The organism is Sphingobacterium sp. UME9 (assembly GCF_014170215.1).
GTDB classification, from domain to species: domain Bacteria; phylum Bacteroidota; class Bacteroidia; order Sphingobacteriales; family Sphingobacteriaceae; genus Sphingobacterium; species Sphingobacterium paramultivorum.
The window spans coordinates 125,232-138,251 of record NZ_LZZP01000009.1; the positions used below are offsets into that span (position 1 = coordinate 125,232).

A 13,020-nucleotide genomic window follows, 5' to 3' on the forward strand; every position below is an offset into this window, starting at 1 on the left:
AAAAGATTAATGATTACTGTCTGCTGACCAAGTTGATTTATTTCGTTTTCTTTATCGGTGTATCGACTGATATTGCAAAAAAATCGTTAGGAAGTTCCCTCGCTTCTATCTTTTGAGCTACCGATTCCATTTTAAATTGCTCATTATCGACCACAATTTTCAATGGAACAGACTTGGCTTTTGATAAATAGTAGTTCCAGTTTCCATAGCTGTGCATCTGAAATTTGGTAACGTCAATAGGATACTTTGATGTGTAGAAATAGGTTGTCTGCCCCCCTTGCGTCTTTAAAATCAAGGCATCACAATCTTCCCCCAATATTTTCTCTTTATTCTTAACAAGCTCACAACTTATAACTGCATCTGATTTCACATCGGCATCAAACCAATAGAGTGTGTCGGATCGGCTCGTCTTATTGTAAAGTCTATTGGTTTCACCAATATATAGCTGCATTGTTATACCGACACCATTTGTGCACGATTTATAATTCCCCGATTTAATAAAATATTCTTGCTTATCACCTAGAAGAACCTTCATTTGTTCACTAGTGACGCTTGAATTCTTACTTTGAAAGCTATTTTTATAAATAATTTCCCCTTCAAATGCCTCTTGAGCATAGCCTTTCAATGTGACGGATAGTAATAATAAAAATAACAATAATCTATTTGCGTTCATTTGATATTAATAAGCTTTTTATGCTGTAACTATTAAAGTGGGAACTTCAACCGAGTGTCTAAACTAAATTGAATCCCTTTTTGAATATAATACAGGTTAATGCCGCAAACTTAAGAATATTCGTCGTATTTCATTGATTTCACTCAAGTAACTGATACGCCACTATTGGTCAAGATTTAGTTAAAAAAGAGAATTTTTAATGAAATAGCTATGCTTATTCCTTGCTGATTCTTTGCCGTTTCTTCGGTGTTTCTTTGCTCTTTGTTCGGGCCTTCTTTGGGATTGGCTTGGGCTTCGTCTGCTATTTCTTTGGTGTTTCGTTGGTGTTTCGTTGGTAAAAAAGCAAAGAAACAGCAAGAGAATACGTATCTATAAGATAACTTGGTTCCTGCCATAAGTGAGCATTTGTCCCGAAAGAAGCAAATGATGATTAGCAAATTCACGTATAACGATGCTGAATGTTAGCGCACGTTTCGTAAGTTAGAGTTAGAAAAACGAACTGTCCGCAATAACATAAAAAAAGCCACATCTCCTGATGTGGCCCTACAACCTATATATTGAATTAAAATGACTCCTATTTATACGAATTGATCGATTTGGACACTTTCCAATCATTTCCTTCACGGACAAAAGTCACTAGATCGGTCTTGGTGAAATCCTCAAATTTCAAGGTCACCCTGGCCACCATATAATCTGCTGATTCTTCAAGTACATCTGTACTCACTGTACAGTTGAGCTTCTCGCCTTTTTGTTTTTTCAAGGACTTAACCACTTCACTACGGCTATTTGATTTCAGGTTTGCCGTTTGGACCTTTTGATTAAAATCCTCAGCAAACAATTGTTCTACACCAGTCGATTCACCTTCAGTCATTACAGCAACATAGTGCTCTAAAGCAAAGTCTGCTGTTGATAGGTTAACGTTTGTTTTTGCTGATTTTGATCCGGGACCTTCAGCTGCCATAGTACATGTTGAAATTGCGATTAAGGCTGCTGCTGCGATTGTTTTTACTAGCGTTTTCATAATATCTTTATTTTATCGTGTAAGTTTTTTCTATTCTTATTTGTTGATTCAAAACTACTACTCTAGATGCTTCTTGCTCACAGACTTTAGATCAACAACGGGTAAAACTCGGTGAATGACTGAAATGAAAAGGTGAACTTCAAAATGCATAAAGAACTTAAGATCAATTTTATTAGCTCCGTGCCAAATACTATACCAGTTGTCCTGTGAGTTCAATAACGGCTTCTATGACCTTTTAAAGCATATTCCATATCTTTTTCAGAAAAAGTAGCTGTACGGATGCGAACAGTTTATTGCGATATTGTTCACATGCGTACACCCTATTAAATGCTGGCTAAAAGATGAATTGAAGCCATAAGATGTGAGCTGGCTAACTATGTAATCATTCTCCGTTCGCAAGCGAACAGTATTGTTCACAATCGAACAATTTAATACGGCTACAAAAACAATCAAAACACTGAATACTAAACACTTAAAGCTTAGGCAAAACTATTGATGCAATTAAAACTAATTGATCTCAAGCATGTTGCATGAAATAAAAATGATATGCAATGCAATGAATTTTTAAGATTAAAATTAGGAAATCATGTATAATTACTTAAAAGTCGGATGGCGGAAATTGTTCAGAAACAAAATCTTCTCCTTAATCAATATACTAGGATTATCGTTGGGCCTAGCCGCATGCTGGATTATTCTCTTATTTGTGAATGATGAATTGAGTTATGATCGTTATTTTACGCAGGCAGACCGTATATATCGCGTTGTTTCCCACGGAAAATGGGATGGTGGTTCCTTTGATATAACAGGAACTGCAGGTCCCCTTGCAAATGTTATTAAAGATGAATTTCCAGGCGTAAAGGAAGCTACCCGATTCGATATCGAGGGCGGTGGTATAATTACCATTGATAATCAACAAACAAAAGTCAACGAAATCTTCCTCGCAGACAAGAATTTCTTCAATCTATTTGACTATAATTTTCTTGCTGGCAATCCTGCAACGGCATTGGCTAATCCCCAGTCTATTGTACTGACAGAAGACTTAGCCGTGCAATTATTTGGATCCGTAGAAACAGCAGTCAATAAAACGCTTTATTTCAATAAATCTGAACCCAGCCTTGTCACGGCTGTTATACAAAATGTACCTCAAAATACACATTTCAGCTTCAGAGCTATCCGTTCCTTTTCAAAAGACTTTAATCCTGATTGGAATCAACTTTACCTTTATACTTACGTACTATTAAAAGATCAGTCATACTTGCCCCAACTTCAAAAAAAACTTCCTTACATCGTAAAAAAATATATTCATGGACGGGACCTCGATTTTGATTATAAAATCGAATTACAACCAATTACGGATATCCATTTGCATTCTAATCTAAGTTATGAGCTTGGCAATAATAGCAATATCAAATATGTTTACATCTTTTCCATTGTCGGTGCATTAGTACTCTTAATTGCGATCGTAAATTATATTAATATCACGACGGCCCAGGCTTCAATAAGGATGAGAGAAATTGCCGTCCGGAAAGTAATCGGATCCAGCACTTTAAATCTAACAAAGCAGTTTCTTGTTGAAACGTCTTTAATCATCTTTTGTGCAGCATTGTTAAGCATATTGCTGGCCTCAACTTTTCTTCCATGGCTAAACCAAATGATCGGTAAGCAATTGGATTTATGGCATTTTGGAATAGGGAAAACCTTACTGTTTGTACTTCCATTTATCGTATTTTTAGTATTCACTACCGGTATTTATCCAGCTTTAGTACTTGCAGGACTAAAGACTATTCCTTCGCTAAAAAATCAGATCGGAACACATGGCTTCCAACATCTACTGAGAAAATCACTTGTGGTTTTTCAATTTGTAATCGCAGTATTGCTTATTGTATCCACCATGGTGATTTTTCTACAATTGAACTTTATGACTACAAAAAACCTGGGTTTTGACAAAAATCAGGTCATGGTTTTCCATCTGGACAATGAATCCACGCGCAATAAAGGCGACGAGCTCAGGAATAGCTTACTTGAAGATAGCCATATTACAGAAGTAGCGTTCGCCAGCAATCCAATTGGGAAAAACGACATTGGCGTGGGGACTTTCAATGTTGAAAATAATGGAAAAATTGATCCCAACTTTACACTCGCCAATACCTTAAAAATTGACCCTAATTTTATCCCAGCAATGCATATTCAACTGGTTAAGGGAAGAAATTTCGACAGTACCATGCCAACAGATAGCGCCTCTGTCATTATAAACGCAGCATTTGCAAAAAAACAAGGCTGGACAAACGCGATAGGCAAAAGGATCGAATTTGGAAGAGACACAACTGGAAAATCCATCCTGAAATCCGTTATCGGGGTCGTCGGCGACTTTCATATTTATTCGCTTCAGCACAAAATCGAGCCACTTATCCTAGAACTTCCAGCTAATAAAATGGAAATGGATAATATTTATATTCGCATGAAATCGACAAATGTAGACCATACAATTTCGCATATAAACAAAATTTACAGTAAATATGTCCCCGATTATCCTTTAGAATACACATTTTTAGATAAAACCTTTGAACAGCAATACAATTCGGAAATAAAACAGGGTCAAATTCTCTTAATTTTCGCCTTGTTGTCTATCGTTATTGCCTGTTTAGGACTATTTGGTGTAATCACATTTGCTATTCAATTGCGAATAAAAGAAATTGGTATACGCAAAACATTAGGTGCAACATTAAGCAACCTCGTTTATCTACTATGCTCTGATATGGTTAAACTGGTCGGTATAGCTCTGTTGATTGCACTGCCGCTCGGATGGTTATTGATGAACCAGTGGCTGCAAGAGTTCGCTTATCGCATTTCGGTCAGCTGGTGGATACTTGTAGGTGCCGGGATCATCGCACTGTTAATTGCTATTCTAACCCTATGTACCAGAGCAATAGCCGCGGCAAAAGCTAATCCGGTCGACAGTTTAAAAGTGGAGTAAGAATTTGTATCCACTATACTTTCGAGCTATCCTCTTTCTCAATCACGCCATTCTACTACCCGTATTGCTGTCGCGGGAGCATCAGCGAGTCCCTCAGCATCCTTTTGCACTGTAGACTGCACAAATAAAGCAACTTTACGTTTCTTTTGCCACAACTGGGTATCATATGTAGGTTCCCAAGCCCCTACGGACTGCTCACAAAGATCAATAATGTCATTTGCCTCTTGATGCATGCCATTCAACCTCAGTATCGAAGGTCGGTAACCGCGCTCCTGATCCCGAAAGACCAGCGTCAACATTATTTTATTGTCTTTTCCGCGAACCAACACCTGGGGCCTGGCAATTGGAATATCCTTTGTTCCACCACCACTCAAACTAAAGGGTGTTTTTCTAAAATCAAAAGACCGGATCTTCCATTCACCCTCCTGTAAATAGATTACCTTATATTGCGGGATCTGTGTTCCTGCATCACGCCAGTAACTAGCGATAAAAGGATTCCCTTTTTCATCCGCAGCGATAGAGGTTTGATTAATCAATTCGTGCTGCTGGGGTATATGGGCCGCATACTCGACCGTAGATTCTTTCATGGGCAAATCGTACCGCATTCCATTACTCTTTTGCCAGGTTAATCCGCCATCTTTTGAACATGCATAAGCCATATCATGATTGCTTTCCACATTGGGACTCTCCCGCCAGACCCAAGAAAGATGTATCGTCCCCCGACGATCCACATAACTTTGCCAATAGGCATTTCTGCGTCCCTCGCCATCAATCAGATTGCTATGCATCCGCTCCCATTTTTGCTGCTTACTATCGTACTTATTGACCACAAGATTACCATGACCTGATCCGCCGTCACGATATAAAAACAGTAACTCCCCACTGGGCAGCTTTAAGAATTCGGGGTAGGTTACCTTTGACTCATTTTGTCCCAGCATGGCTTGCTCATAACCCAGCACAAGACTATTGGGGTGAAGGGTACGTGCATATCTCAACTTGCTGTCATGCTGATCCCAACAAACGTGGAGATATCCAGCCTTATCCACCATAATACTAATCACATTATGAGCATCCTTCACATGCCCAGTATAGCCGGTACGTCGCAACTTCCATACCTTGCCAGAAAGTAATCGCTGGCCTAAAACTACATATCCAGCTTCATCATAATAAGCGATATATTGGTATTTACCATTGCTGGTTAATGAATTTTTACGAAATACGGTTGTGTTGACCGTGTTCTTTGCCCAGCCATTTCCGACAAGCGTATTCTTAATTTTCTGCCCTTTTGCATTGTAAATAAACAAGAGACACGCGCAAGTGAGCATCCCCACTCTTACTAGTTGATTTAGATATTGCTTCATTGAATTTTTTATACATTTGTTGAGTCCACCAAGTCCTTTTGAAAGGAGTCTTATTCCCGGAATTTGGGGTTATTGAATGGCTTTACCCTGGTCTTTATGCCAGTCCTGTCCTGACCAGATACGCCGTGCACTCCAGTCGGTCGCTTCACTTGTCCAAAAAGAATCTCCGTCGGATAATCCCAAAGGCAAAAAAATTACTGAACATAAATAGGGGCTCCCCTGATTATTGTATGGATCACCCAAGCCCGGCTGATTACCATACATACCCAGTGTCAACCAGCCATTTTCATACGTATTTGGGTTTTCGGTCGATTTTTTCAGTACTGCAGACAGGGCAGCCTTCACCTGTCCTTCGCTGAGTTCCCCAGGGAGTCGTCTCTTGAACGCCATATCTGCAAGATGGTGGAAAGCTGCCGCGCGATAGATTACAGACCTTCCTGTCGGGGGAAAGCTGCCGTCGGCATTGATCAACCGTTCCTGAATAATGGCATAGCGCTCATTTCGAAGCTTGATTTTTGCAAACATCCCATCATAGTTTTTAGTTTTCAACTGTATGAAATCCATAATTCCGGCCAAGAAGGGATGGATAACATAACTATTATAGTAATCGAACGCATAATGTGGACCATCCATATACATTCCATCTCCAACATACCACTGTTCTAATTGTTGCAGCGCATAATCAACGCGCATCACATCCCAATCATCCGAATATTTCGCTAAAAAAACTTCATTCATTGCTGAAAAGAGTAACCAATTTGAATAAGCCGGCCGAAATTGGCGCGTAATTTTTATGGATGCTACCAAATTCTTTTTTGTCTGATTGTCGATATGATCCCACAGCCAAGGACTGCGCATAAATCCCAAAGCGATAAATGAGGCATCAACAAGCTGTTGACCACCGAGATCAAAACGCATAAAATCACGCGCATTGCTGTCCAAAGCATTTTTAAGTGCTTGAACAGTCCATGCTCTGTATTGATCGCGTAACTTTATCTCTTCAGCCGAACCGCCATCCAAGGAAAGCCAGGGTGCTATGCCTGACAATACCCTTCCCAAGACTTCAACATATTGTACTTTGATGCGTTGTTCCTTATTATCCACGTGTATAGAAGTCATTTGTGGCATAGTTAACCGCAGGCTATCATGGGCCAGACTGCGGAGGACGGGACGCAGCATATGATCCATTTCTTGAAGCCAAAAAGCTCTATCCGTCTCTTTTGTTGATGCAGGTTTCTTCTTCAGGCCCTGTCCAAAGACAGTATGGCCTGTCAGAAGAATAACAAAGAACAATAAAATCTTATTTTTCATTTTCAAATCCAGTCTATTTTTTAGCTAAATAACGATACATTTCCGAGCCGGCTAATAAAAACGCACCTACACCAAAAGGAGCTGTAGAGTTGGTATCCACCACCTGTCCGGGGATAGCTTTTTCACCGATAGGTTGTACATACCCAATTCTTCCATCGGGTTGTAAAGCGATCTCACTAAGGTATTTCCAGCCTTTAACCGCAGCATCTTTAAATTTAAAATCGCTTAGCAATCCATTATTTATTCCCCAGAGCAGTCCATAAGTAAAAAAAGCGGTTCCGCTTGTTTCCCTGCCGGGAGCATGCTCGGGATCTAACATGCTTCGAGTCCAGAATCCCTCCTGCTGTTGGCAATTAATGATAGCGGCTGCCATATCCTTAAAGCGCGCCTGATAGTAGGCATAATGTTTATCCTCCTGAGGTAGATCTTGAAGAACCTTTGCAAATGCAGCGAACACCCAGCCATCGCCACGAGCCCAAAAATCCTTTTTGCCATGTAAGCTCTGGTGTTTGGGGAAGACATATTTTGCATCGCGGTAATACAATTTCTCTTCCCGATCAAACATGATACTATCGGCATATTGTAAATAAGCATACATCTTATCCAGATAAAGTGAATTTCCTGTCAATTTGTACATTTTAGCCATCACGGGCATCACCATATACAAACCATCGGCCCACCACCAATAGTCCTGTTTATTGGAGTGGATCTGATATTCCATGACTTCCTGAGCTCGTGCAATCTTTTCAGGGCTCGGCGATAAATGATAGAGATCGATATAGGTTTGGAAACAAATTTGCCAGTCACCAAAAAGAACGTGTTCGTCTGTTTCTCCATAGTTGTATTTCCAAAGTTGTGTATTGGTAGACTTGGCACCTTTCCAATCATTGTATTTGGCCCAATCCTCAGCATATTTTAAGTCGCCCGCTGATTTTGAAATCTTATAGAATTCCATATTTCCGGTATGATAAGCTGCCTGATCCCAAAAAGCCCAAACCTCGGGCTTATGATGAGACTGCCAGTATTGGTTTGCCTTACTTAGCTGAGCAAGTACGGCTTCTTTGTTCAGTTGCTGTCCAAATGAAAAATGTCCTACAAACAATAGACATAAGATTAAATTGATCCGCATATATTTAGATGTATAGTATTTTTTGATAAACCAGCACAAAAGCTGCTTTAAATTGGTTTGTACACTATTTAATGGAGACACTCATTACTTTCTTCCCGATTTTTTTTGCTTTATAAAGCAAAAATGTTAGCTGTAATACAGGCCTCTTTAAATAAACGTACAATATACACTTATTTTAAAAAACAATCGTATCTTTAGCCATACAATCTTCAAATTGACTCTTTCCGATTGCAAAAAGTCGTTTTCAAGATAATAACCTATGATAAGGATGAATCGATAATTTTACCTGATATCGGAAATACCATACGAACAAAACTGCTAACATGCCTAGTTTCAATAGACTCCTATTTTCTCGTCAGGCCTTGATCCTGGTATTCGTTCTCATCCTTGTTCACTCAAGTATGCTGACCCTAGCACAATTTCCCAAGGAGATGAATAGAGGTTTGTCCAATAGTTCGGTGAAATCCATATTTCAGGATAGTCAGGGCTTTATGTGGTTCGGTACCTTCGACGGGCTTAACAGATTCGACGGTTACGATATAAAAACCTATAGAAACCAGCTAAATAACGAAAATAGCATTCCGCATAATTATATCTATTGTATAGCAGAAGACCACAATAAAAAATTGTGGATAGGAACCGGTCAAGGGATTGGAATCTACGACCGAAATTTTGATACCTTCTCCCGTTTAAATTATAGAGACCAAAAATCGAAACGGTCATATCATCTCAACGCCGACACGAAATCCATTCAAATCGATAGTGACAATAATATTTATATAGGCACAAACGGCTGGGGGCTATTTTACAAAAGTCATAAAGAAGCGTATGCCATGCAAATCGCTTTTAAAGATTATAAATCGAACCTATCCAGCTTATACTACCATGTATCCGCCACGCATATTGATACGGCAGGCAGAATATGGGTTTTTATAGAGGGAAGCGGTTTATATGCTTTCGATAAAAAAACACAGCAGTTGCATCTTGTATCAAAGGTCATTACCAGTGCAACCTGTATGGCTAGTACAAACAGCGGTGAACTCTTTATTGGTAATTACGAGGGACTATTTGTTTGGAAAATCAAAGACAGTATGCTGTCGACATTGTATCCGCTGGAGCTTAAATCGAGTCAGATCAATATACTGACGCTGGAAGGACAAAACAAACTTTGGATAGCCACCCAAAACAATGGCATTTTTATACTTAACCTATCTCATGGAAAAGCAGAAAACAAAAATGATCTACAGCCCGTTCAATTTTCACTGAATAGCAAGACCATTTATACGGTTTACATAGACTCCCAGCGTAAAATATGGATCGGCACCGGAAAAGGCGGCATTGAGACGATTGATAACAATGGCTATAAATTTAATTATTTACAGCAGAAACATTATGCAGGCTTTAACTTGGCGCACAAATTTGTCCGTTCTTTTGTTGAATATGATAACAAGATCTGGATTGGTACCGAAGGCAATGGTCTTTATGTATGGGATAGCAAGACCAATCAGGTTCAGTCTTTTCAAAAAGGGCCACAGCAATTGCCAGACAATACGGTAAATCATCTTTTGACTGGAACTAATGGAGAACTATGGATAGCAACAGAAAGGGGCATTGCGCGTTACACAAAGGGCTCGGGTTTTAAATATTATGTTTGTAGAACGCCAAATGGAGTTCTAAATAACAGTGTACAGTTACTTTTTAAGGATCAGGATGAAAAGATCTGGGCAGCGACATTTTCTGAAGGAAGAGTATATACATATAATCCGACAAGCGACCAATTTGAAGTATTCAGCGAAGACATCTATGATATCAATTGTATGACTGATGATCAGAAAGGTAATATCTGGATGGGGAATTACAATGAGATCATACAGCTAAACAAGCAGACGAAAAAAATCTCCAGATATTTAATCGGAAAACCTGTTCGTTCCATTCAGCTCGGAAAAAATAACAGACTTTGGCTGGGAACAGAAGGAAAGGGACTCTTGGCATTTGATATCAGTTTAAAAAAGATTGTCGAAAATTATTCCACAAATGAAGGATTGAGCAACAATGCCGTACTTAATATTTTGGAAGATAAAACAGGGAAATTGTGGTTAAGCACCTTTAATGGGCTTTCGAAGTTCGATCCTTCCACTAAAAAATTTGTACGGTACGAGGAAACTGACGGACTTCAAAGCAACGAATTTTCCTATGGGGCAGCTCTTAAGCTCAAAGACGGCCATCTTCTTTTCGGAGGGAACAACGGTTTTAACATCTTTGACGCCGATAGCATTAAACTGAAAATTTATGAACCTGCCTTAGCTATCACAAGCCTTAAAATTAACAATAAAAAGGTTGCCGACCTGAGCGACCGGGTCGATATTGGAAAAGATCATAGCATTCACAAATTGACACTCCCCTACAATCAATCCACTTTTTCGCTGGAGTTTGCAGCCCTGGAGTTTGATTCCCCACAAAAGATAAAATACAGGTATCTATTGGAAGGATTGGACAAGGGATGGAACGATGCAGGGTCTACCCGATCAATAAATTACAACGGTCTGCATGAAGGCACTTATATCCTGCATATTCAATCGACCAACTCGGAAGGCAACTGGACGAATAAACAGATTATGCTCGAGATTCAAATTCTTCCGCCTTGGTATAGAAGCTGGTGGGCCTACCTGCTTTACACGCTGGTTATTGTCTATATCGGACTATGGTATCTGCGCTATCGGAGAAGGCAAATCGCTTTAAATTACGAAATACAGCTTTCAAAATTTACCATTCAGAAAGAAAGAGAACTCAATGAGAAGAGGCACGCATTTTTCACGAATATATCGCATGAATTTAGAACACCACTGACCTTAATTATTAATCCGATTAAAGATCTGCTAAAGACCAAAAACGAGTCCGAACACAATGCTTCCCTTCAGGTTGTACATAGAAATGCGAAAAGACTGTTGAGCTTGGTGGACCAGCTGCTTGTATTTAGAAAAACAGAGGACGGTGCCGAACAGCTCAAAACAAGTATTTTCGACTGCCAAAGCTTTATGAAAGAAATATTTCTATATTTCGCTGCTCAGGCAAAATTACAAAAGATAGATTATCAGTTTCTGGAAAATTCCGATCCGATTCATGTCAATGCTGACAAAGAAAAAATTGAGATCATCTTATGCAATCTCATATCAAATGCCTTTAAATTTACGCCTTCAAATGGTGCTATCCACATTGCCTTATCGCAACAGGGTCGGGAATTAACCATTCAGATCAAAGATTCGGGAAAAGGTATCCCCGAACATCTTGGCGATAGGATATTTGACAAATATTTTTCGGACCCACTTAATGGTCCAAAAAAACAAACAGGATTCGGGATCGGGATGTACCTTGTCAAAACTTTTGTTGAAATGCACGCCGGAACAATAAGTTACACGAGTTCAGCAACAGCGGGAACAACATTCGACCTCGTTTTGCCTATCTTAGCACAACAAACCCCAGCCGAAGAACCATTGGCAGATGTAGCCCTCCACAATGAGTCGGGGATTCAAATGCTATACGATTCGCAAGTAGTGACGGAAACCGTTCCCTTATTCCCGACAGCTATATCAAGTAAAAAATTCAGTGTCTTATTGGTCGACGACGATGATGCTATCCGCAGCTATCTTACCGACATTTTTAAGGTAGAATACACGGTCTACAATGCCCATAATGGTGTTCAGGCACTCGATATGATCAAGGAAAAACAACCTGATCTGGTAATAAGTGATATTATCATGGAAGAGATGGATGGATTGTCACTTTGCAAAGCCGTAAAATCTAATGCTACGCTCAACCATATTCAAATCATCCTACTTACCTCAAGTACCTCTGACAGCACTAAATTGGCCGGAATTCAATATGGTGCCGATGATTATATCCATAAGCCATTTGATTCGGAAATATTGTTGCTCCGGGTCAAAACATTGCTGCAGAACAAGAAGAACCTTCAGGACTTTTTCTTTAATGCAATTACGCTACAGTCCAATGAGCTAAAGATACCGATCACAGACAAGCTATTGATAGAACGGTGCATTGAGATTATTGAAGAGAACCTGTTGGAAGAACTGACTGTAATAAGTCTTGCCGAAAAAACAGGCATGAGTCATTCTTCACTCTATAAAAAAATTAAAACTATTTCAGGCAAATCGATCAATGAATTTATCAGGTCGGTACGACTCAAAAAAGCAGCAGAAATGCTCATCCTGACAGATTCAAAAATTAATGAAGTAGCTAACTTAACAGGTTTCTACGACCAACGCTACTTTAGACAGCAGTTCAGCAAATTGTTTGGCCATACGCCATCCGACTATGTCAAAAAGTATCGAAAAGCGTTTCAGAATGAATTCCATGTCGATCGGCCTTAGTCTGAATTGTCAAAAATAAAATAAGCCCTGTACAACAATTACGAACGGTTGTTGCTGTACAGGGCGTCTTATTGCCTGTTGCCTGTATCAGAACTGTAATCTTTTTTTGCTGGTGCCTTGCAACTGATTTGTTTAACTGAATCTGGGTTGAGTCCGGACTATAGGG

General features: G+C 39.5%; 8 protein-coding genes. 2 read left to right on the forward strand and 6 right to left on the reverse strand.

Annotation, left to right across the window (positions count from 1 at the left end):
- Positions 1 to 37 precede the first annotated feature (37 nt).
- From A9970_RS13835 to A9970_RS13845, 3 genes are all read right to left on the reverse strand, one after another.
- Positions 38 to 673 carry a hypothetical protein gene (locus tag A9970_RS13835; RefSeq protein WP_182982715.1) on the reverse strand — a complete coding sequence of 212 codons (636 nt, stop codon included), beginning with the start codon at positions 671 to 673 and terminating at the stop codon, positions 38 to 40.
- A gap of 176 nt (positions 674 to 849) precedes the next feature.
- Entirely contained in the window at positions 850 to 1,068 is a 219-nt protein-coding gene (locus A9970_RS13840) for a hypothetical protein (protein WP_182982716.1), read from the reverse strand.
- Between the two features lie 179 nt (positions 1,069 to 1,247).
- On the reverse strand, positions 1,248 to 1,694 hold the full coding sequence (locus tag A9970_RS13845) for a nuclear transport factor 2 family protein (RefSeq protein ID WP_182982717.1): 447 nt from the start codon (positions 1,692 to 1,694) through the stop codon (positions 1,248 to 1,250).
- 586 nt (positions 1,695 to 2,280) lie between these two features.
- Here A9970_RS13845 and A9970_RS13850 point away from each other — a divergent pair.
- Positions 2,281 to 4,668, forward strand: a complete 2,388-nt coding sequence (locus tag A9970_RS13850; protein ID WP_182982718.1) for an ABC transporter permease — start codon at positions 2,281 to 2,283, stop codon at positions 4,666 to 4,668.
- A 38-nt stretch (positions 4,669 to 4,706) separates the two neighbouring features.
- On the opposite strand, the gene A9970_RS13855 is transcribed toward A9970_RS13850, so the two are convergent.
- The 3 genes from A9970_RS13855 to A9970_RS13865 all read right to left on the reverse strand — a co-directional run bounded on the left by A9970_RS13855 (position 4,707) and on the right by A9970_RS13865 (position 8,469).
- Entirely contained in the window at positions 4,707 to 6,029 is a 1,323-nt protein-coding gene (locus tag A9970_RS13855) for a BNR repeat-containing protein (RefSeq protein ID WP_182982719.1), read from the reverse strand.
- 69 nt (positions 6,030 to 6,098) lie between these two features.
- Entirely contained in the window at positions 6,099 to 7,340 is a 1,242-nt protein-coding gene (locus A9970_RS13860) for a DUF2264 domain-containing protein (protein ID WP_182982720.1), read from the reverse strand.
- A gap of 13 nt (positions 7,341 to 7,353) precedes the next feature.
- On the reverse strand, positions 7,354 to 8,469 hold the full coding sequence (locus A9970_RS13865; RefSeq protein WP_182982721.1) for a glycoside hydrolase family 88 protein: 1,116 nt from the start codon (positions 8,467 to 8,469) through the stop codon (positions 7,354 to 7,356).
- A 323-nt stretch (positions 8,470 to 8,792) separates the two neighbouring features.
- On the opposite strand from A9970_RS13865, the gene A9970_RS13870 reads away from it, so the two are divergent.
- Positions 8,793 to 12,854 carry a two-component regulator propeller domain-containing protein gene (locus tag A9970_RS13870; RefSeq protein WP_182982722.1) on the forward strand — a complete coding sequence of 1,354 codons (4,062 nt, stop codon included), beginning with the start codon at positions 8,793 to 8,795 and terminating at the stop codon, positions 12,852 to 12,854.
- Positions 12,855 to 13,020 lie beyond the last annotated feature (166 nt).

Excerpts from the sequence above, each read along its gene's own strand:
- A9970_RS13835 (WP_182982715.1), bottom strand. The coding sequence starts at position 673 with ATGAACGCAAATAGATTATTGTTATTTTTATTATTACTATCCGTCACA.
- A9970_RS13840 (WP_182982716.1), bottom strand. The coding sequence starts at position 1,068 with ATGGCAGGAACCAAGTTATCTTATAGATACGTATTCTCTTGCTGTTTC.
- A9970_RS13845 (WP_182982717.1), bottom strand. The coding sequence starts at position 1,694 with ATGAAAACGCTAGTAAAAACAATCGCAGCAGCAGCCTTAATCGCAATT.
- A9970_RS13850 (WP_182982718.1), top strand. The coding sequence starts at position 2,281 with ATGTATAATTACTTAAAAGTCGGATGGCGGAAATTGTTCAGAAACAAA.
- A9970_RS13855 (WP_182982719.1), bottom strand. The coding sequence starts at position 6,029 with ATGAAGCAATATCTAAATCAACTAGTAAGAGTGGGGATGCTCACTTGC.
- A9970_RS13860 (WP_182982720.1), bottom strand. The coding sequence starts at position 7,340 with ATGAAAAATAAGATTTTATTGTTCTTTGTTATTCTTCTGACAGGCCAT.
- A9970_RS13865 (WP_182982721.1), bottom strand. The coding sequence starts at position 8,469 with ATGCGGATCAATTTAATCTTATGTCTATTGTTTGTAGGACATTTTTCA.
- A9970_RS13870 (WP_182982722.1), top strand. The coding sequence starts at position 8,793 with ATGCCTAGTTTCAATAGACTCCTATTTTCTCGTCAGGCCTTGATCCTG.